This is a genomic window from Nitrosarchaeum sp. AC2, assembly GCF_013407385.1.
GTDB classification, from domain to species: domain Archaea; phylum Thermoproteota; class Nitrososphaeria; order Nitrososphaerales; family Nitrosopumilaceae; genus Nitrosarchaeum; species Nitrosarchaeum koreense.
On the sequence record NZ_CP030847.1, the window covers coordinates 1,571,489 to 1,590,962 of the forward strand.

General features: G+C 31.8%; 24 protein-coding genes, 1 tRNA gene and 2 pseudogenes. 5 read left to right on the forward strand and 22 right to left on the reverse strand.

Annotated elements, in window-relative coordinates; all coding sequences use genetic code 11:
• Positions 1-83: 83 nt before the first annotated feature.
• The 4 genes and pseudogenes from hflX to DSQ20_RS09520 all read left to right on the forward strand — a co-directional run bounded on the left by hflX (position 84) and on the right by DSQ20_RS09520 (position 3,738).
• Entirely contained in the window at positions 84-1,205 is a 1,122-nt protein-coding gene (gene hflX, locus DSQ20_RS09505) for a GTPase HflX (RefSeq protein WP_007551468.1), read from the forward strand.
• Complete coding sequence (locus tag DSQ20_RS09510; RefSeq protein WP_179366380.1) at positions 1,195-1,725, forward strand: tRNA (cytidine(56)-2'-O)-methyltransferase; 531 nt, start codon at positions 1,195-1,197, stop codon at positions 1,723-1,725. The genes hflX and DSQ20_RS09510 overlap by 11 nt, the downstream gene beginning before the upstream one ends.
• 26 nt (positions 1,726-1,751) lie before the next feature.
• On the forward strand, positions 1,752-2,267 hold the full coding sequence (locus tag DSQ20_RS09515; protein WP_007551470.1) for a transcription factor: 516 nt from the start codon (positions 1,752-1,754) through the stop codon (positions 2,265-2,267).
• Positions 2,268-2,408: 141 nt separating this feature from the next.
• A pseudogene (locus DSQ20_RS09520) lies at positions 2,409-3,738 on the forward strand (NAD-dependent succinate-semialdehyde dehydrogenase).
• Positions 3,739-3,745: 7 nt separating this feature from the next.
• On the opposite strand, the gene DSQ20_RS09525 reads toward DSQ20_RS09520, so the two are convergent.
• The 13 genes and pseudogenes from DSQ20_RS09525 to DSQ20_RS09580 all read right to left on the reverse strand — a co-directional run bounded on the left by DSQ20_RS09525 (position 3,746) and on the right by DSQ20_RS09580 (position 10,669).
• The gene (locus DSQ20_RS09525; protein ID WP_179365436.1) at positions 3,746-4,012 is read right to left on the reverse strand and encodes a hypothetical protein; all 267 of its coding nucleotides are present in this window, start codon (positions 4,010-4,012) and stop codon (positions 3,746-3,748) included.
• A gap of 2 nt (positions 4,013-4,014) precedes the next feature.
• Positions 4,015-4,572 carry a hemerythrin domain-containing protein gene (locus DSQ20_RS09530; protein WP_179365437.1) on the reverse strand — a complete coding sequence of 186 codons (558 nt, stop codon included), beginning with the start codon at positions 4,570-4,572 and terminating at the stop codon, positions 4,015-4,017.
• A 102-nt stretch (positions 4,573-4,674) separates the two neighbouring features.
• Positions 4,675-4,917 (reverse strand): hypothetical protein, encoded by a 243-nt coding sequence (locus tag DSQ20_RS09535; RefSeq protein ID WP_179365438.1) that lies wholly within the window; start codon positions 4,915-4,917, stop codon positions 4,675-4,677.
• Positions 4,918-4,950: 33 nt separating this feature from the next.
• Positions 4,951-5,607, reverse strand: coding sequence for a 2,5-diamino-6-(ribosylamino)-4(3H)-pyrimidinone 5'-phosphate reductase (locus tag DSQ20_RS09540; protein WP_179365439.1), 657 nt, complete (start codon positions 5,605-5,607; stop codon positions 4,951-4,953).
• Positions 5,594-6,783, reverse strand: a pseudogene (locus tag DSQ20_RS09545) (amidohydrolase family protein). Before DSQ20_RS09545 ends, DSQ20_RS09540 begins: the two are co-directional and overlap by 14 nt.
• Complete coding sequence (locus DSQ20_RS10935) at positions 6,777-7,136, reverse strand: GTP cyclohydrolase IIa (RefSeq protein ID WP_255458247.1); 360 nt, start codon at positions 7,134-7,136, stop codon at positions 6,777-6,779. Before DSQ20_RS10935 ends, DSQ20_RS09545 begins: the two are co-directional and overlap by 7 nt.
• Before the next feature lie 59 nt (positions 7,137-7,195).
• Positions 7,196-7,528: a GTP cyclohydrolase IIa gene (locus DSQ20_RS10940; protein ID WP_255458248.1), complete on the reverse strand. Its 333-nt coding sequence runs from the start codon at positions 7,526-7,528 to the stop codon at positions 7,196-7,198.
• A complete protein-coding gene (gene ribH / locus DSQ20_RS09555) occupies positions 7,525-7,941 on the reverse strand; it encodes a 6,7-dimethyl-8-ribityllumazine synthase (RefSeq protein ID WP_179365440.1) in 417 nt (138 codons plus the stop codon). Before ribH ends, DSQ20_RS10940 begins: the two co-directional genes overlap by 4 nt.
• A gap of 2 nt (positions 7,942-7,943) precedes the next feature.
• Positions 7,944-8,609, reverse strand: coding sequence for a 3,4-dihydroxy-2-butanone-4-phosphate synthase (gene ribB, locus DSQ20_RS09560; RefSeq protein ID WP_007551481.1), 666 nt, complete (start codon positions 8,607-8,609; stop codon positions 7,944-7,946).
• Between the two features lie 79 nt (positions 8,610-8,688).
• Complete coding sequence (locus tag DSQ20_RS09565) at positions 8,689-9,273, reverse strand: riboflavin synthase (protein WP_048110542.1); 585 nt, start codon at positions 9,271-9,273, stop codon at positions 8,689-8,691.
• Between the two features lie 54 nt (positions 9,274-9,327).
• Positions 9,328-9,996, reverse strand: coding sequence for a tetratricopeptide repeat protein (locus DSQ20_RS09570; protein ID WP_179365441.1), 669 nt, complete (start codon positions 9,994-9,996; stop codon positions 9,328-9,330).
• Positions 9,997-10,107: 111 nt separating this feature from the next.
• On the reverse strand, positions 10,108-10,251 hold the full coding sequence (locus DSQ20_RS09575; RefSeq protein ID WP_007551484.1) for a hypothetical protein: 144 nt from the start codon (positions 10,249-10,251) through the stop codon (positions 10,108-10,110).
• Positions 10,252-10,318: 67 nt separating this feature from the next.
• A complete protein-coding gene (locus DSQ20_RS09580; RefSeq protein ID WP_179365442.1) occupies positions 10,319-10,669 on the reverse strand; it encodes a response regulator in 351 nt (116 codons plus the stop codon).
• 53 nt (positions 10,670-10,722) lie between these two features.
• On the opposite strand from DSQ20_RS09580, the gene DSQ20_RS09585 reads away from it, so the two are divergent.
• The gene (locus DSQ20_RS09585) at positions 10,723-11,316 is read left to right on the forward strand and encodes a transcriptional regulator (protein WP_179365443.1); all 594 of its coding nucleotides are present in this window, start codon (positions 10,723-10,725) and stop codon (positions 11,314-11,316) included.
• Between the two features lie 35 nt (positions 11,317-11,351).
• On the opposite strand, the gene DSQ20_RS09590 is transcribed toward DSQ20_RS09585, so the two are convergent.
• The 9 genes from DSQ20_RS09590 to DSQ20_RS09630 all read right to left on the reverse strand — a co-directional run bounded on the left by DSQ20_RS09590 (position 11,352) and on the right by DSQ20_RS09630 (position 19,311).
• Positions 11,352-12,218, reverse strand: a complete 867-nt coding sequence (locus tag DSQ20_RS09590; RefSeq protein WP_179365444.1) for a CoA ester lyase — start codon at positions 12,216-12,218, stop codon at positions 11,352-11,354.
• Between the two features lie 7 nt (positions 12,219-12,225).
• Positions 12,226-13,305 (reverse strand): zinc-binding dehydrogenase, encoded by a 1,080-nt coding sequence (locus DSQ20_RS09595; RefSeq protein WP_179365445.1) that lies wholly within the window; start codon positions 13,303-13,305, stop codon positions 12,226-12,228.
• Positions 13,306-13,345: 40 nt separating this feature from the next.
• On the reverse strand, positions 13,346-13,621 hold the full coding sequence (locus tag DSQ20_RS09600) for a DNA-binding protein (RefSeq protein WP_007551490.1): 276 nt from the start codon (positions 13,619-13,621) through the stop codon (positions 13,346-13,348).
• 7 nt (positions 13,622-13,628) lie between these two features.
• Complete coding sequence (locus DSQ20_RS09605; protein WP_007551491.1) at positions 13,629-14,081, reverse strand: 30S ribosomal protein S19e; 453 nt, start codon at positions 14,079-14,081, stop codon at positions 13,629-13,631.
• A 31-nt stretch (positions 14,082-14,112) separates the two neighbouring features.
• The gene (locus DSQ20_RS09610) at positions 14,113-14,379 is read right to left on the reverse strand and encodes an RNase P subunit (protein ID WP_179366381.1); all 267 of its coding nucleotides are present in this window, start codon (positions 14,377-14,379) and stop codon (positions 14,113-14,115) included.
• A gap of 86 nt (positions 14,380-14,465) precedes the next feature.
• Positions 14,466-14,539, reverse strand: a tRNA-Gly gene (locus DSQ20_RS09615).
• Positions 14,540-14,561: 22 nt separating this feature from the next.
• Entirely contained in the window at positions 14,562-15,230 is a 669-nt protein-coding gene (locus DSQ20_RS09620) for a ribosome biogenesis protein (RefSeq protein ID WP_179365446.1), read from the reverse strand.
• Position 15,231: 1 nt separating this feature from the next.
• The gene (locus tag DSQ20_RS09625; RefSeq protein ID WP_179365447.1) at positions 15,232-16,353 is read right to left on the reverse strand and encodes a hypothetical protein; all 1,122 of its coding nucleotides are present in this window, start codon (positions 16,351-16,353) and stop codon (positions 15,232-15,234) included.
• Positions 16,354-16,662: 309 nt separating this feature from the next.
• Positions 16,663-19,311 carry an adenosylcobalamin-dependent ribonucleoside-diphosphate reductase gene (locus tag DSQ20_RS09630; RefSeq protein WP_179365448.1) on the reverse strand — a complete coding sequence of 883 codons (2,649 nt, stop codon included), beginning with the start codon at positions 19,309-19,311 and terminating at the stop codon, positions 16,663-16,665.
• Positions 19,312-19,474: the final 163 nt, after the last annotated feature.

Here is a 19,474-nt window from a genome sequence, read left to right on the forward strand (position 1 = left end):
AATAGACATAAAGCAATGATTTTTGTATTAAAATAATTAGTGAAGCTTTAACTTGAGCAACTCGTGGCAGTATAATAAATAAAATGAATTCTGCAATACTAATCACATATGATAAAGAAGATGCAGTTACTGAAGCTATTGGATTATGTGATGCAGCGGGAATACGAGTAATTCATACAATAAAACAGCATTTTCTAAAAAAACCAAAATACGGAATAGGCGGAGGTGTATTAGAAAAATTAATAGAAATTGCAGATAAACTCAAACCAGATGTTATTGTTTTTGATGAAATATTAAAGCCAAGTCAAAATTATAATCTAGCTTCAGCATTGCATAGAGAGATTCTAGATAGAGAAGCACTTATTCTAGAAATTTTTGAAACTAGAGCATCAAGTGCCGAATCTAAATTGCAAGTTAAATTAGCTCAACTTCGATATGAATTGGTTAGAGCTAAAGAAAAAGTACGGCTTTCTAGCATGGGAGAGCAACCAGGATTTATGGGAATAGGAAAATTTGAGATTGATGTTTATCATGACGATATTAAACATAGAATGCAATCAATAAAATCAAAACTTGAAAAAGCTGGAAAACAAAGAGAGCTTCACAGACAAGGAAGAAAAAGACTTGGATTTAAGACCATTTCACTTGCAGGATATACTTCATCTGGAAAAACGACATTATTTAATAAAATTACAGGTGAATCAAAAGAACAAAGTAAAAGTCTATTCACTACTCTCTCTACAACTACAAGGAGATTTTCTATAGAACAAGAACCATTTTTAATTGCAGATACAGTTGGGTTCATCAGTAAATTACCTGCATATATGATTGATGCATTCAAATCAACCTTAGAAGAATTAATCCATACAGATATCATAATAGTTGTAATCGACATTAATGATTCTTTGTTAGAATTACGAAAGAAATTTGCAAGTTGTATGAGAACTTTAAGTGAATTAGGTGTTGAAATGGATAGAATAATTTTTGCTTTAAATAAATCAGATTTATTGACATCTGAAGAAATTGAAGAAAAAATAGAAATTCTGAATTTAAAAGATTATAAAAAACGAATTACAATATCATCTAAAACAGGACATAATCTTATAGAGTTAAAAAATTTAATCAAAGCAATTATTCAAAATCAAAAATCGCCAGAATATAAAAAAGATACATCAATTGGATTTGATAATACATATGGTAATTGAAGTTGTAAGAATAGGACAACGATTGGTAAGAGATGATAGAGTTACCACACATGTAGCTTTAGTTGCTAGAGCTTTTGGTTGTAGTAAAATATTCATGACTGAAGTTAATCCAGAAATTAAAGATACATTAGAAAAAATAAACAATACGTGGGGCGGAGATTTTGTTGTTGAATTTATTGATAATTGGAAATCAATTGTAAAAATGAAGAAAAAAGATAGTAAAATAGTTCATCTCACAATGTATGGAGAAAGCATTAATGATGTAGATATGCAACTTAGAAAAGAAGAAAATTTACTAATAGTTGTAGGTGCTGAAAAAGTTCCAAGAGAAATCTATGAACTTGCAGATTATAATGTAGGAATTGGAAACCAACCCCATTCTGAGATTAGTGCATTGGCAATTATTCTTGATCGCATTCAGAAAGGGGAGCAATTTAAGAATAGTTTTCCCGGGGCTAAAAGAAAGATCATACCCACGAGAAATGGCAAAAATGTACTTGTAAGAGGAACAAGGGATTAATAATAGAAAATTATCAATCAATAAAGTTGGTAGACAAATACGAAGACCCTTTTGTTAGAATTGCATCCATGATAGGAGGAGATGAATATCTCAAAGTCGCTAGATCACTTTTGAAGGCAGAAGATGCTACGGATGAAGAAATTGCAAGTTCTACAGGTTTGAGAATAAACATGGTAAGAAAGGTTTTGTATGATCTCTTTGGAAAATCACTAATCACAGGAATTAGAGTTAAAGATGAGCGTAAAGGATGGTTTGTTTATCGATGGAGAACTCGTAGAGAAGAAGTAGAACATTTCATAGAAAGTCAAAAAAAGAAAATTACAGAAAGATTGCAACAAAGATTTGATTATGAAAATTATTCAGATTTTTATCATTGTGGAAATGAAGATTGCCATAGAGTTACTTTTGAGGATGCTTTAGAAGGAATGTTCAAGTGTCCATCATGTGGGAATGTATTGAACTTAAAAAAGAATGATAAATCAAAAAAAGCATATTCTAAAAAAATTGATGAAATTAAAAAAGATATGCAACAGACGTTCTAGCATTAATGCTAGAAAATATTAGTTTTTAAAAATTTGGGATCTAAGTTACTAAATTAAATAGGAGAATTGGTGAGATACATCCTGAATCAAATAACTACAATAAATCCAGCAACTGGTGAAGAAATTTCTAAATTTAATCCAATGGATAAAGATCAAGTATTTCAGCTAGTTGGAAAGGCAAGAAGAGCTTTTCCTGAATGGAAAAAAGATTATGAAAAACGTCGTAGTTACATCTACAATTTAGTTGAATATTTAAAAAAGAACAAAATGGAATTGGCAAAAGTTGCAACATCTGAAATGGGAAAAACAATCAAAGAATCAATTGGTGAAGTTGAAAAATGTGCTTGGGCCTTAGAGTATTATGCTGACAATGGAGATAGTTTACTTGCTGATGAAGTATTAAATACGGATGCAAGAAAAGCTTTCTTACTTTTGAACCACTTGGAGTGATTGGTTCGATCATGCCATGGAATTTTCCTTATTGGCAAGCTCTGAGATTTGCTGCGCCTTGTTTAATGGCAGGAAATGTAATCGTAATGAAACCTTCTAGAGTAACCATGCAATCAGGTCTTGAGATTGAAAAAGCATTTACAGAATCTGGAGTACCAGATGGAATATTTCAAACAGTAGTAGGAAGTGTAGAATCTGCCAATCACTTAATTGATTCTGATGTCAATGCAGTGACATTTACAGGAAGCACTGATGCTGGTGCAAAAGTAGGTCAACGAGCTGCTATGAATTTAAAAAAATGCGTTTTAGAACTTGGAGGAAGTGATCCATTTATTGTATTAGATGATGCAATTATTGAAAAAGCTGCTGAAGGTGCTGTTAAAGGTAGATTCATCAATTGTGGACAAAGCTGTGTTGCATCTAAAAGATTTTTTGTTGGAAAAATATTGCTAAAGATTTTATTGAATCATTTATTAAAAAAGCTTCACAACTAAAAGTTGGAGATCCTACTTTAATTGAAACTGACATAGGACCTTTATCAAGTAAAGGTGGATTAGAAACAATTTCAGGAATTGTAGAAGATGCTAAAGAGAAAGGAGCTGAGATTCTTTTAGGTGGTTCACAAATTGATGGAAAGGGATACTTCTATCAACCTACAATTCTTACCAATGTTAAACCAAATATGAGAATTGCTAAGGAGGAAACGTTTGGGCCAGTTGCACCCATAACTATAGTTGAAAATGAAAGTGAAGCAGTGAAATTGGCAAACAATACAGAGTTTGGATTAGGAGCAAGTATTTGGACCAAAGACTTGGCAAAAGCTGAAAAAATGTCAAGAAGAATAGAATCAGGGATAGTTAGTGTAAATAATGTGGTTATTTCAGATCCAAGAATTCCTTTTGGAGGAATAAAACATAGTGGATTTGGAAGAGAATTATCAAGATACGGAATACTAGAATTTGTAAATATTAAATCTGTTAGATTTTATGATAATTTGAGTCATCATCATTACGTAGAATAAGTTATCATTAATCATCATCTTCATCATAATCACATTCTTCTAACTCTATATGAGTTGGATTACGATTATCATCAAAGTAGATTTCTACACATATATCAGATGCTAAAGTTGAGGCTAAAGTTTCAGCTAGATCCTTTGGAAAATTACTATCTAGACTAGAATTTGATGAATATTTGTACTCAGTAATTTCATCTTCATGATAGAAATCTATCTCTATATTGCCATTTACATATTTTCTGACTCCAACAACCTGACCAAATATGCTGTAAGCCAAATCTAACTTCCCTGTTTTAAAACATCTCTAGTGAGAGTTTCAGCTAATTGTTCATAGTGTTCTCTAGTTTTTCCAGTTTCTTTTAATTTTGATTCTTCAATTTCATTGAGTTCCTTATCGACCTTTTTTGAAACATATTGTAAGCGTGCTTCAGCCATCATGAATAATTTATTATTTTCTTTCCATAAATGTTCTGTTATGTGTTCTACATATTGTTGCATATCAGTAATCAATTTTGTAGAATCTCCTGTTAAAATATAATTTTTGGCAGAGACTTCCATTTCTTTTCCAATTTCTCTAGAACGCTCGTGATCTATCAACATCATTGCTATAGGGCCCATGTGACGTGGCATTCCCGCTTGTTCTAATGCAGGAAATAAAGAATTTTCTTCCTTACTATGATGACAAACATCTGTAAAATTTTTAGAGAAATCAATAACAGGCAACAATATAGATTCAGGAATTTGTTTACCATCATTTAGAAGTTGAATTGTTGATTCCATTGCTTTGATAACTTTTTCAATTAGCTCATGATCTCGTCTTAATGATGTAGTTGACACAACTATTACAAATAAAATCCAATATCTATATCTTATTCAGATTTTAAATAATTAAAAGATAGGAAATTAGTTAACGAATTATTCGTTAACAATTTTGTGTCTTTAACGATTAGAGAGGCTTTTTGCTTTAACAAATGCCCAAATCTTTTTTGTCATTTCACTTGGTGCAATAGGTTTGTTACCAAAAACTTGTTCTACAGTTTCTTTACGACCTGCAAAACTAATTGCATAACCACCAAATGCTGGTTTTTTGGACTTGCTTGATGATTTTGCTGCAGTTTTTGATTTTTTACTAGTGCTTTTAGTTGTAGTTTTCTTTTTTGTAGCTTTCTTTTTTGCTGCCAATTTCTTATTATATTTTAAATTAAGTATAAGAACTTACACTTTTGTATAATGCAAAATCAGGTAATTTTCTAGTTTTTTTATTGTATTTAATCTGAGTCTAGGGGATTTTTTGATTTTATCAAAACCTTTTCCTTGAACAAATGTGATTGCATTGGTTCCTCCAATAATAAATGGAGAGAGAGCAATCAAAATTTCATCAAATAGATCATTATGAATAAATTGCCAGTTAACAGTACCGCCGCCTTCCACCAAAATATTTTTAATTTTTCTTTTACTTAGATGATTCATTAAAGATTTTATGTTCACTGAGTTTTCACCAGTCATTATAATTTCAACTGGAAATTTTTTTAATTTTTTTAAATTTGATTTACTAATTTTTTTTGAAACAGCAATAATAGTTGGAATTTTATTAGATGTTTGTAAAATTTTTGAATCAACGTTAATTGTTCCTCTTGAATCTAAAATTATTCTTATAGGATTTTTTCCCTTTACGTATCTTACTGTAAGCAGTGGATCATCCCTTTGAACTGTGTTTTTTCCTACAAGAATTGCATCAACTTTTGAACGAAGTTTATGAATTCTTATTTTATCTTTTTTTGAAGATAGTTTTGAATCTCCTAAACGTGTAGCAATTTTTCCATCAATAGAAATGGCTGCACTTAAAATTACATGTGGTCTAGATTTTTCCATGAACTATTTTACCTCCAATCATCACAGCACGAATACTAGATTCTGATGCTCTATGAACTATAGATGCGTGAATATTATGCATTGGCTCTAAGTCTAATGCATGTTTGTTGATAAAAATACCATCTGCAAGTTTACCAATTTCAATTACTCCAATATCTTTATTCAAATTTTTCCACCATTCACAGTAGCCATTTTTAAAATTTCTTTTGGCTCTATTCTTTTTTTATGAATACCCATTGTTACTTTCCACAAATAATCCATCTCCCTAAACATATCTGGTGAATTAATCATCACATTATCAGTACCTAATCCTACAGTGCAACCAACTTTTTTAATTAACTCAATATCAGGAATTCCTTCAGCAAGTGCAGCGTTTGCTCTTGGGCAAATTACTATTCCAGAAGTTTTTTTTGATGCAGAGCGCAGATCATTTAATGATGCATGTGTCATATGTACCAAAAAATGGGGTTTCATTGTAAGTGCACGTGTGGTTTCAGATATTCCGGTAATCTTTTTGGATTTAGAAACACTTTGTTTTGTTTCAGATGAATGAATAGCACGAAGTTTAGGCGTGGAAGAGTAGTAATTTAGTACAGACAAGCTGTTTTCATTTGCTCCACTTACTCCAATTCCATCACATTTTTTTAATAATTCTACAAGTTCATTCATTTTAGTTTTAGGCATAGGTTTGTTTTTTTTTATTTCAGATGTTCCTTGATAGAATTCTAATCTACCAAGAATAATTCCACGTATTTGTAATTTAGATAGAATTTGTTTTAGTAGTAAAACACCTTCAAATCCACCTTCTCGAAAATCTACAAAAGTTGTAATTCCTTTATTTATCATAGACTGACAGGAATATTTCATAAAACTTGCTAGATGATTTTTTTCAGTATTTTTTAGAATTAATGGTTTTACACCAGACACAGGATGAATTCTTTTATCAACAGAACTATTTAGAACAACATCTTTTCCAATAGAATCGCCTATATGAGTATGACAATTTACAAATCCTGGAATTAACAATAAACCTTCACAATCAAAGAATTCATCTTTTGTATTTGTTCCAATACTGGATTTTATTTGTTTGAATCTTGAATCTTGAATTTTTATATCAGTTTTTGGAACAAAATCTAATTCTTTACCTAATAGAACACTAACATTTTTGATTAGCATGATAATTCATACACTGTTGGTTTTTCTTTTCCTGAATCTCTAATTTCTCTTATTGTATCAAGAGATTTTGTTGCAAGTTTTACAGCATCTCTAGCATTTTTGGCATTACCTATTCCACAATTCAAAGTAATATCATCTTCATTTTGAATTAATTTAATGAAATCTTTAACGGATTGTTTAGCTTCATCGTTTGCAACAACCATAAAATTATCTCCACCCATAAAAAATGTAAGAGAGTTTTTTTGTAGGAAAAATTTTGACATTTTTGCATATAGATTAAAAATTATGGAAGTAGTTTCATAGGGAGAAATTATTTTTCTTCTTGATGTAAGATTCTCTACATCAAAATGCATTATGGATACTTTGTTGTCAGAACGACCATTAATAAATCCAAAAATTGAAAAATCCTTGTTTAGAAAGATCTCATTTTTTTACCTTCATATGCTTTCAGATTTGCAGCAAAGGGGGAATCAGCATAGCCAATAGACATGGATAATCGCATATCAAAAGATTTTTCAAGATTTTTTTGAATTTCAATATGATCCTCCAAGGTTAATCCATTAGAAACTACAAAAAATTCATCTGCTCTATTTAAAAAAACAAGACAATTTTTTTCTGAGAATAACTTTTGAATTTCTTGGTATAACGATGCCTGAAGCATTTGAAGCGCATGCTCTCTATCACTACCAAGAGTTAGAGTCCATGGGCCATATCCACTAATCTTCAATATGCTAAGCTGGATCATTTTTGAATCCTTTCTAATTCATTGAAGATTTTTACAACTGATTCCACTGCACGTTCTGCTACTGGTCGTATTCTGGCATATGCGTGTCTATCCTGCATTCCAGGCCCAGTTATTCCTAAAGATACAGGTTTTTTATATTTAATAGATAATGCTGTAAGCGCATTTGCCGTAGAATGGGCAATTACTTCATCATGTTTAGTTTGTCCTTTAATTATTGCACCAAGAGTAACCACTCCATCAACATCATTTTTTTGTAACAATGCATCAATAATTATAGGCATATCAAATGCACCCGGGACTTTACAGGTATAATTTATTTTTAATTTCATTTTTTTTGCTTTTTCCTCTGCAACAGAAAGCATCCTGAAAGTCACCTCTTCATTGAATTCCGAAACCACTATAGCAATATTCAAAATTAATGCACCTTAGCAAATTCTAATAATTCTTTTCCATCAATTAATGGAATTGCATTTTGTTTTGCATACTTTTCTGCCTTATCAATAGATAAAGCAGTATAAGTTTGAGCATCCATCATTTCACAAATTGCAGTAACTGGAGTCAATCCTGCAATTTTACTAAGATATACAGACATTTCGGTATGACCTTGTCTTTTTGATAATAATCCTTCTGAGGCAATTAATAATGGAACATGACCTGGTGTTTTAAAAGACGAAACAAATTTTTTCTTTTTGTTTTCTACCTTGAAAATATTGGCCATTTCTCTTATTGTTAATGATCTGTCTTTATCTGTTATACCAGTATAAGTTTGATAATGATTAACTGAAATTGAAAATGTTGGATGATCACCATATGGGGCAAGTCCCATGATCATCTCTTTATTAGAAATTGGGGAGTCTGCTAAAATTTCATGCATGTACCGTAATTCTAGAGAATTTGCAAAATTATGTTCAATTGCAATACACAAAAGTCCACCCGCATGTTGTCGCATCCTTGCAACATGTTCTGGAGTTACAAATTCTGCAGCAACTACCATGTCTATCTCATTTTCTCTTCCTGCAGAATCAAATAATAATACAAACTCACCGCGTTTTAATGATTCAATCCCAGATTCAAGAGACATATGCAAAAATCAGCAGTAAACTAATTATAAAGTTTACTAAAAAATTGGTAATTACTACAAAAATGGTACTATAATAATTTTATTTTAAAATGTATTTACCTAGTATATCAGTCTCAATGTTAATCTTATCACCAACATTTTTGATTTTAAAATTGGTCTTTTCCATTGTATGAGGAATTAGACATACTGAAGCAAGATTATTTTTAATATCTACTACGGTTAGACTAATTCCATCTATTGCAATCGAACCTTTTTTCACAACATATTTTGTCAAGTTTTTTGGAAGTTCAAACCAAACTTGAACTTCTTTAGGTTTAGTTTCTATTTTTTTAATGGTGCCAACACCATCTACATGACCTAAAACAAAATGTCCTTCTAATCTAGCGCCAGCTTTTAGACTTCTTTCAATGTTAACAATATCACCAGGTTTTAGATTCCCTAGATCAGTTTTACTGGTAGTTTCCTCGATCATTTCAAAAATGCATTTAGAGTTCGAAAGTTTGGTAGCTGTAAGACAAACTCCATTCAAAGATACACTTTGTCCTATTTTCAAACCTTTTGCATGTTTTCCTAAATTTACCGTCATTTGAATAGAACTTCTAGTTTTTGTGTTTTTGGAAATTTTCTCAATTTTTCCTATTCCCTCAACTATTCCAGTAAACATCATTTATGTTGTAAAATTTCTTTGTATAAATTGATTTTCTTGTTAATGTGAATTTTATTTTTTATTGGATAATTCATCAAATTCGTTTTGACAGAATTGATGAAAAACAGTACACTTATTTTTTTTGGCATCAGCAATGATTTTTGTCATATCTTTGACTAAAACACCCTGTGCGGCTAAAAAAGCCTCATCAGTCATACCTAATTTTTCAAACGCTTTAGATTTAGCAATTGATGCTTCGTTTAAGCTAGGATCTTCAATTTGTGCTTTATCATAAAACTCAATAGATTCTTTATAATTTTTTAAATGGTTTAAGGAAATAGCCTTATTCATCAATGCAGTAATGTCGTTACTATCAATTTTTAGTGTTTTATCATAAAATTCTATAGCTTCTGTATGTCGATCTAATTCATTTAGTGACAGACCTAAACTATTGAATGTCCAAGTATCTGCAGAATCGTGTTCAAGTATAATGTTACAGCAAATTATAACATCATTATATCGTTTTAATTTTTCAAGGGAGTAAATTTTATTTTTTAAAGCATAGTTATCATAATTTTTTATTTTTAATACTTTATCACAATAGATGATTGCATCCTCATATCTTGCTAAATGTATTAAAGCCAATGCAGAATTTTGAAGTGCCACCATATCATTTTGATCATTAGAAAGTAACTTTTGACAATAATTGTACATTTCATCATATTGTCCAGATTCAAACATTCTTTTGATTACAACCGTAGGGTCTAGTAGATTAATCAATTGTACCATTACAATATTGGGATAACAAGTCTTTATTCTATTCGAAAAGATAAAAAATGTTATTTAATAAAATTATTTCAATACTTTTCTAAGAGTTTCATTAAGGACCTTAGAATAACTGTATGAAGATTGCTCTTGCTGAATCATTTTTGCTTGACGAAGTCTTATTTTTTTATCCAGATCATCATCAATCATTATTGTTACACGTTTACTCATTGTACTTAGTAATTTATGATGATTTCAATATAACATTATATGAAATGTCCCAATTGTGGGAATGGATTTAGTCATTAATTACAGAGATAATTTGTTCCATGTTAAACGGTTTACGGATCAAGGGAATAGATAATTTTTCTAATTTTTCTTCAGTTGAATAACTACCATCTCCACTCACCGCGATGATTTTTGCATTAGAATTTATTTCTTGAATTTTTTTGATTGCATAAAAACCACTTCCATTTGGCATCATTATATCAATTAAGACAACATCAGGGGTTTTTTCTTTGTAAAGTTTGATTGCAGTTATACCATCATAACCACTACCCGCAACTTTAATGCCCCTTTCCTCCAAAAATTCACCAAATAATCTAACTGTATCTTCATCATCATCAATTACAATAACTGAACGTTTCATAGTCATGATTAATCACACATGCTTTAATATTTTGTATTATTTTTTAATAGTATATGGGAGGAATTGACAGATTAATTGCTAAAGCATTATCTCAAAAAATTAAACAAAAACTGGATGAAGATGAATTAAAAATTTTAGAAAGAGAGTTGTTCTTAGAACATGGAATGTCAATAAAGCTATCCATAGAGCATTTTGATAAATTGAATTTGGTATTAAAGAACATTTTAAATCTAAATAGAAAAAAATTTGAAAATGAATGTCTAAACGAAGTAATCAAAATTCAAAGAAAAGGTGGTAAATACTCTGTTAGAATAATTGATCAAAATCTATTAGATTCACTATTAGTGTTATGTGGAGATAATGAAACTAGACAAATGCTGAATTGTCTTTTTGAAAACGAGCTAACCATCCCTCAAATTTTAAGTGAAGCTCAAATTCCAAAAACATCTGGATATAGAAAAATTGAAAATTTAATCATAAATGGATTAATTGTAGAATCTGGCAAAGTACTTAGTGAGAGTAAAAGAATTTCAAAATACAAATGTGTTTTTGACGAAATAAAGATTGAAATGAAAAAGAATGATATTGTGTTTCAAGGAGTAATAAATGAACAAATTTATGATAAAAGTACTTGTATCGACTTTTAAAAGTATAAGATTAGAAAATAATTCATAAGAAAATTCTAAATTGATGTAGATTTTACAATTTCAAGTACGGTTTTAGCTTGTTTAAAGTGAACCTCATCAATCATTTTTCCATCTATAGTTGTAGCTCCTTTTCCTTTTTTTGTTGATTCTAAATAAAATTTGTAAACTTTTTCTGCCCATTGAATTTCTTTTTTACTTGGATAGAAAACTTTGTGAGTTGTTAATATTTGGTCAGGATGTATGATACTTTTTCCTGTATAACCAAGATCCTTTCCAACTTTACAATCTTTTTCTAATCCCTTAATGTCTTTAAGGTCTTGCCAAATGGCATCAATTGCAGAAACTCCTGCTGCTTTTGCATCTACTGGAATTTTTGCCCTAGAATATCTTCCACCTTCTGAATCTTTTGAGTATTCAATTCCTAAATCGTTTAAGAGATCAAAAACTCCAAAAACTACTGCTTGGATTCTTTTACTGCATGATGCGATATTGTATGTGTTAACTACTCCTTCAGCTGATTCAATAGAAGGAATTATTTGAATTGGTTTTAGTTTACGATTTTTTTCCAATAATAAAAGATTCTTTTCAATTTTTTTTATCTCAGCAACATTGTTTACTTTAGGAATCACTATTCCATCAATTCCTTTTTGAATAATTGTTTTTAGATCATCTGGAATTTTTCCAGATTTTGGAGAATTTGTGCGCACAAAAATTGATGATTTGTAAGATTGACGTGATTTTAGTGCATCTTGAATTAATTTTCTAGCATTATTTTTTTCCTCATCTGGTACGGAATCTTCTAAATCAAAACAAATTATATCAGCTTGAATATTTTTTGCCTTTTCTAAAAACCTGGAATTATTTCCTGGAACAAAAATAAGACTGCGAAAAAGCTGTGTCATTAAATGGCTAGACGCCTTCTGGCTTCATTAAGATTTTGCCAAAGAGTCCTTTTCCAGTTAACATTTTAGTATGAGCTTCTGCTGCTTGCTCAAATGAATAAACAGAATCGATTGCTGCTTTAATTTTACCTTGTCCCATCCAATACAAACCTTGATCTAATTCTGCTTTAGTTCCTTGTGTTGAACCAAGAATATTTGTACCTTTAAAGAATATATGTCGTAAATCAGTTTTTGCATCATAACCAGTTGTTGCTCCACAGGATACTAATGTTGCACCATATTTGAGTAGTGTAAGTTGTTGATTCCAATGAGTTTGACCAATATGATCAAATGATACATCAATGCCTGGTGCCTCATCTTTTTTCTTGGCTAATTCTTTTGAAATTGCTCTTACTTCCTTATACCAGTCTTCTTTTCTGTGGTCAACAGCAAAATCTGCACCAAGTTCAAGACACTTATCCAATTTGTCAGGACTAGCAGTTGCTATTACATCACAATTATACAACTTTGCAATTTGAATACCAAAGCTTCCAACTCCTGAGCCACCGCCCATTATCAATACAGTTTGTCCAGGTCTTATCTTTGCTCTTCCAACTAACATATGCCAAGAAGTTAAAAGAGTCATAGATGCAGCTGCTGCTTCATCATAGCTTACACCTTCAGGAATTTTCGAAACATTCACTTCTGGAAGATGGGTAATTTCAGAAAATGCACCCCAAGTTGGTCCAGTTTGAAATCCCCAAATAATTCTATTTACACAATCAAATTCTCTACCATCAGTACAAGCTTTGCAAACTCTACATGACATGTTAGAATGTGAAACTACTTTATCACCAACTTTGATATTTTTTACATCTTCTCCAACTGCAATTACATCTCCAGATGCATCAGAACCAGAGATGTGAGGTAATGGAACTGGTACTGGTGAACCTCTCATTCCCCATATATCATTATAATTTAGAGCGGCGGATTTAACCTTGAAGACTACTTCATCAGCTTTTGGTTTTGGATCAGGTACATCTTTTACTTTTAAAATTTTAGCATAATTATCATCAGGTGCATATTCTTCATAAACAACGCCTTTCATGAATAAACTCTGATCAGACCCCTAATTATATTTTCTCTGATTAGATACGATTTATCTTAAAATCACGTTTTGGTTGTTGAATTGATAATAAAATTTGTTTAAGTTGATTGTCATTAATTTGAGAATTCATCTTTCCTTGTGATGCCATTCCAATTAGATACTGCTCTACTAAATCAGATAATTCAGGTTTGACCATCTTAATGTTATTTAATCTCATTCTTGCATCTGGAGAAAGTATTTGTTTGAGGACTTGCTCTTTTTGAGCAGTCATATCGTGATTTTGTTTATCTTGATCAGGTGATTCAGAAAAACTCATTTTAAATCTAAGAGTATATTTTTAGTTGAGGATTTACAACGATCAGTTCGTTTAGAATTTCTGTTGATAATCTATCTAATTTTTGCATTCCTTTTTTTGAAATGACACGGCCTTTTTTCTCAACTTTCTCAACATATCCAAGCTTCTCTAATCCTTGAATTGCATTACGAATTATTGCGCCTCCAGCATCTTTATGATGAGCAGCACCATATCCAGATGGTCTACCTCCACCATAAATTTTTCTTAATTCGTTAATTCCAAGTGGACCATGAAGGTAAATTTTTCTCATTAGTGATGCACATCTTGTATGCCACCAATCTCTGTCTTGAGGTGGTTTATCTGCATGAGCTCCAGTTTTTACAAATGGAATCCAAGAAGGAGCAGGAATATCTTCATTTTTTAAAATAGCTGCCAATCTACTAATCAATACATCAGATGGTACATCGTATACCTTTGCCATAAGGTCAAAAACTCAGGAATCGTCTTATAAATCATTGAGCTATTATTTTGCGATAAGTATGCCCACAAAGGTTACACGAAATTCTGATCGACTTTACTGATGTTCTGCCTAATCGAATTTTAGAATTTATCCCTGGAGCGATAAATGATTTACATTTTTTACAAAATACAATTTTTAATTCATAAGGCATGTGAATTTTGTGTCTTGTGCTAATTCGTTGTGCCAGTAATGCCTGTCTCTGAGATAGTACTGGATTCATTTTTGCATTAGAAATTGCACTATTAATTAAAATCTGCATTCTCTCTAATGCAATTTGTCTAAGTGCGGGTTTCACAATAATTAATCACTATCCACCTAAAAATTAGTTCTCTTTTGATAGAAAAGTGCAGTCAGCGGGATTCGAACCCGCGTCACAGGGTTGGAAACCCCGAATACTAACCAGGCTATACTATGACTGCACAAGAAAACAAACTTAATTTCCTACATAAAAACGGTTTTTTCATACTCGTAGAGCATACGTGCAATCACTACATGAGCCTCATAAGACAAGTTACCAACTGAAAATAAGCGATTTATTTTATTGTTTATTGACGCAGAAAAGTGGCCTTTTTGAAATCCACCTATAACTATACAAGAATTATCTGAAATTTGAGAGCTAATTTTTTCAAATGAGCTTGGTTCTCCTTTAGTTGAAAATCCAATAATCTCAGATGGTTTTATCTCATTGATTAACTCAGTAAACGATTTTTTTTTAATTTCCAATAACATATCTTTGCCAGATTGTATGGTTTTTTCTAAATATAATTTTTCAATAAGACCTTCAAATCTATGATATGATTTTGGAATGTGAACGTTTTCTCCAATGTAAATTACGTTATCATCAATTGTGTGAATATAAATTTTAATTTTATTTTGTGAGTATAATGGAATTGTTGTAGCTTCCAATATAGAAAAATGAACTAGATCAGGTCTTCCTCTTTTAATTTCATCGTTGATTCCTTTCATTGCAGCAAAATGCCATGAGTTATCAAGCAATATTTCAGACGGATGTTTTCCAAGTTTTTGTGCATGTGAAATTACTGAAGGATGATCTTGTAGTTCTGTGGGAATTGTTTCTAATGCAGATTCTGCTAAAATAAGAGAGAGCATCTTAATTGATTAGTTCTATCTGATTTTTAAATTCATTCCAACTAGATTTTGGTGTTCCATCAACACCCAATAATCCAGAATTACAAATGTAATGACTCAGTCGCTCCATTATGTATTCACTGCTTCCTAAACCAGAACCACCGCCTACAGTTAGAGTTTGATTAGCAATTTCTGGTTTGTCAATCACACATGTGCCATCAGGTCTATCATATTGCCTGTACCAAGTAAAAAATTCTATTTTAGATTCATTTTCAGTGTAAAATTCAAATGATTTTTCTAGAAATATTTGCTGTGATGTTTCATTACCTCCTACAAAATCAGAAGTACTCCAACTAACCTCAAAAAATCCAACTTTTTTATCAGGTATGATTTCAAATGTCTTTTGCAAGTCTGCTTTAGCTTCTTCTGGTGTTTTGACAATATCATTTAAGGTATCAACTGGGAAATATGAAAAAGCTACAAAATCACCTATTGCCAGATCAGATACAATATGCTCTAAGTTTTTATTTAATACGTTATGTAACGCAAATCCATTTCCAATTTGTACATCGGGGTGTTTTTCTTTTAATTTGGCGTATACCCCATTGAATAGTTCTTTGTATACAGGAATATTTTGTTCATGATAACGAAATTGAGATTCTGTTTCCCCTGCAATTACAACTGTATCTATAATATCATAACGAGATAATATTGCATCAAGAACGTTTACTAGTCGATCTTCTCCAATCGCATTAAGTGATGGCTTTCCTATCCAATTTGGAAATGGTCCTAATGTTTCTCCATTAATAACAGAAAAAAATAATGTTACTTTGAGATTATTATTTTTATTAAAACTCATCAACACATCTGATTGTTTCCAGTCATATTCTCCTCTTACAGGCTCAACAATATTCCAAAACAAGTAGACATTACTTCTTCCAATACCTGTAGAAGATGCTTCAGCGTAAATTTGATTTAAGTCTTGCAGTGATATTGCTGAATGTGGTGCATTAATTACAAGGCCGATTTTTTCATTATGTTTCTGAATTGGAGTTGATTCTAAATTTGGTGTAAGCAGCATTACTGCAACTATAACAATCATTACTGCAATACCTCCAGATATACCAAGAATCTTCCTATCCATGTTGAATCAAAAGTGATCGCAGGTAAAAAAGTTGTTACATGTTTCAATTCTATTTGTCATTTTTTTCAATTAGTTAATTATTTCATGTTGGTTTTTATTACATCATTATAGCAAGAAATTATAATAATAATTTCATGATAGTACACGTCCTGCCCGGATAGCTATCTACCTGATTGGAGATCAGGTTTTTGCCTTTTTTCATGTACTACCATGCTCAACAAATTGCCGATAGGCAACTACTTCTGCTTGGCAGGCAGCTATTGCCTCCCTGCAAAGTAGCAGGTCTCTAGTAATCCGTTGAGTGTAATTTTATCCAGAAGTACAACCGCTGTACCCACATTCGATGCAAATACTACATCCTTCTACAAATACAAGGTTGTTTTTGCATGTTGGACAAAGACGATTTTCATCTACTTCTTGTCTAACAGGTTCGGATGTAATTTCTTCATCATATACTTTGAGTTCAAGTGAATCATGTACATGTGATTTGATATATGGATTTGATATCATAGTTGTTACATATCTAGTAACGTGTTCGCTTGGTGTAACATCAAATGTCTTTTGTGCATTGTCACTTGTCATGTGAAGTACTTGTTTGTGTCTTGAACCATCACGATATACTGTGATTCCTTTTAGTCCCAGTTCATGTGCCAACAGATATGCAGATTTTACATCTTCTGCTGTAACATCATATGGCATGTTAATTGTCTTGGCAATTGCATTTCCAATCCAATCTTGCCATACACCTTGAGCCATTAGATGATCTGCCCAGTGAATATCCATTGCAGTTACATAGACATCTTGCATCCATTGAGGAATTTCAGGAATTCCTTTTAGTGAACCATAATTGTCTGCAATTTTTGCAAGGAGCTCATCGCTGTATAGACCATGTTCTTGTAGTACTTGTTCAACAATTTTGTTGGTGTAGAAGAATCTACCTACTGTTACTCTCTTCTCAAAGACTAGAGCAAATGCTGGTTCCATTCCATTTGAACAATCTGCAATCATAGATAATGTTCCTGTTGGAGCTACTGTAGTAGTCAAAACATTTCTTATTCCATGTTTCTTTATCTTATCAATTAGCGCATCCCACTCATAACAGTGAGACTCTTTTGGTTTCTCATAATATCCTGCAATTGGTATCTTTCCTTCAGGATATTCTGTTTTTGAGCATAGTGGGAATTCACCTCTAGACTTTGCAAGTGCTACGCTTTCTTCCATTGAATAATAAGTCAATGCTTCAGATAGTTTTGATTGTAGATCGTATCCTTCTTTGGAGTTGTATGGAATTTTTAATTTGTATAATAGATCTGCTACTCCCATTACACCCAATCCAATTCTTCTAGAATCTTTTGATGCAATATCAATTTCTTTTACAGGATAGTGATTTACATCAATGATGTTATCTAAGAATCTGGTTGTCTTTCTGATTGTTTCTTCATATCTTTGCCAATCAAATTCGTATTCTCCATCAGCTTTTCTCTTTACAAGATTTACCAAGTTGATAGAACCAAGATTGCATGATTCGTATGGATAAAGACTTTGTTCACCACATGGGTTTGTAGCTCTTAGTGGAGCTTGTCTTGCTTTAGCAAATACATTGTATTTGTTAATTTGATCAAAGAAGATCAATCCAGGCTCTGCACTCTTCCATGCAGAGAGAGCTATCAAGTCAATTAATTGATGTGCATTGATTTCTTTTACTGGCTTTCTGTCACGTGGACTACGTAACATGTATTTTCCATCAGTTGTATTTACTAGTGAATTCCAAAAGTCTTCCCAAATACCTACACTGACGTTAAAGTTTTCCAAAACACCAGGTTCGGTTTTATTTGTGATGAATTTTTCAACATCAGGATGCCAAGCTTCAATGATTCCCATGTTAGCTCCTCTTCTTTTGCCGCCTTGTTTTACAACTTCAGTTACGGTATTGATGATATTCATAAAAGAGACAGGACCTGATGCTACACCTGATGTTGATGCAACAATGTCGCCTTCTTCACGAAGATCAGAATAGTTGATTCCAACTCCGCCTCCAGATTTGAATATTAGTGCTGCATCAGAAGTTGATTTCATAATTTTTTCCATGTCATCTGGCATTCCAAGAACAAAACATGCAGAAAGCTGACCAAGTCTACCACCAGCATTCATCATTGTTGGTGAATTTGGCAGAAAGTCTTGTGCTGTCATCAATTCAAAATATTCTGTGATTTTGTCTGCGTAACTATCTAATTCTTTTGCTGCAAGCAGTGTTAGAAGATCTTTAAAGCTTACTTTCATCTGACCTTTACTTGCAAGAGTCACATAGTGATTGATCAGAGATCTAAAGTGCCACTTGTTGAGAAAATATTCTCCAATTTTGAATTTATAATCAAAATTATCTAATTTCTCAAGATATGTGCGTGCTTCTTCAATATCTTGGGTTATATTTCCAGTTTTTTCAAACACTTTTGAATCATATAAGACATCACCTATTCCAACAAGAATTGCAACTCTTTCAAACATTTGAGTTGGTGATTCAATGATTTCATTTTTGTTATTTCTGAAAAGATATCTAGATGCCAATACTCTCAAGCAATTTAGATCAAAATTCTTAGAGACAGGATCTAAAGATTTTAGGTTTAAGACTTTCATTTTTTCGTCCCTTAATTTTCTTCGTTCATGTCTGTAAACGATGTATGCTTTTGCAATGTCGCTGTTTCCACAATCGATAAGAGTTGACTCTACAATGTCTTGAATATCCTCAACACTAGGAGCTCTAGAATTTGTGAACCCCTGTTCGACTAATTTTTGTACAACTTTATTTGCAAGTTGATCGGCTAGCGCACGGTCGGCTTTAGAGGTGGCTGCCAACGCTTTGTATATAGCGTTTGAAATTTTATTTTGATTGAAGGCCGTTATAGCGCCACTGCGCTTACGGATCTCATTGATAGTACTTTCTATTTGTGATTTATCCAATTATAATCTCCCCGCAAGAGGTAAGAAATATGATGGTATAAATGATTTGGCAGTTTTTTCTAAAAATTCGGTGGAAAAATATTGACAACGGTCCAATCGATATCATAATGGTATTATGAATTTAGTAACAAGCTACAACGATGATCGCTTATGTAAAGCGTAA

Coding starts and splice junctions, on each gene's coding strand:
- ribB (WP_007551481.1), bottom strand. CDS start 8,609: ATGTCTCTTGAATCTGGGATTGAATCATTAAAACGCGGTGAGTTTGTA.
- DSQ20_RS09565 (WP_048110542.1), bottom strand. CDS start 9,273: ATGTTTACTGGAATAGTTGAGGGAATAGGAAAAATTGAGAAAATTTCC.
- DSQ20_RS09580 (WP_179365442.1), bottom strand. CDS start 10,669: ATGAAACGTTCAGTTATTGTAATTGATGATGATGAAGATACAGTTAGA.
- hflX (WP_007551468.1), top strand. CDS start 84: ATGAATTCTGCAATACTAATCACATATGATAAAGAAGATGCAGTTACT.
- DSQ20_RS09590 (WP_179365444.1), bottom strand. CDS start 12,218: ATGACACAGCTTTTTCGCAGTCTTATTTTTGTTCCAGGAAATAATTCC.
- DSQ20_RS09605 (WP_007551491.1), bottom strand. CDS start 14,081: ATGGCAAAGGTATACGATGTACCATCTGATGTATTGATTAGTAGATTG.
- DSQ20_RS09585 (WP_179365443.1), top strand. CDS start 10,723: ATGGGAGGAATTGACAGATTAATTGCTAAAGCATTATCTCAAAAAATT.
- DSQ20_RS09570 (WP_179365441.1), bottom strand. CDS start 9,996: ATGTTTGAATCTGGACAATATGATGAAATGTACAATTATTGTCAAAAG.
- DSQ20_RS09625 (WP_179365447.1), bottom strand. CDS start 16,353: ATGGATAGGAAGATTCTTGGTATATCTGGAGGTATTGCAGTAATGATT.
- DSQ20_RS09610 (WP_179366381.1), bottom strand. CDS start 14,379: ATGCAGATTTTAATTAATAGTGCAATTTCTAATGCAAAAATGAATCCA.
- DSQ20_RS10935 (WP_255458247.1), bottom strand. CDS start 7,136: ATGCATTTTGATGTAGAGAATCTTACATCAAGAAGAAAAATAATTTCT.
- DSQ20_RS09575 (WP_007551484.1), bottom strand. CDS start 10,251: ATGAGTAAACGTGTAACAATAATGATTGATGATGATCTGGATAAAAAA.
- DSQ20_RS09595 (WP_179365445.1), bottom strand. CDS start 13,305: ATGAAAGGCGTTGTTTATGAAGAATATGCACCTGATGATAATTATGCT.
- DSQ20_RS09510 (WP_179366380.1), top strand. CDS start 1,195: ATGGTAATTGAAGTTGTAAGAATAGGACAACGATTGGTAAGAGATGAT.
- DSQ20_RS09600 (WP_007551490.1), bottom strand. CDS start 13,621: ATGAGTTTTTCTGAATCACCTGATCAAGATAAACAAAATCACGATATG.
- DSQ20_RS10940 (WP_255458248.1), bottom strand. CDS start 7,528: ATGATCCAGCTTAGCATATTGAAGATTAGTGGATATGGCCCATGGACT.
- DSQ20_RS09620 (WP_179365446.1), bottom strand. CDS start 15,230: ATGCTCTCTCTTATTTTAGCAGAATCTGCATTAGAAACAATTCCCACA.
- DSQ20_RS09540 (WP_179365439.1), bottom strand. CDS start 5,607: ATGGAAAAATCTAGACCACATGTAATTTTAAGTGCAGCCATTTCTATT.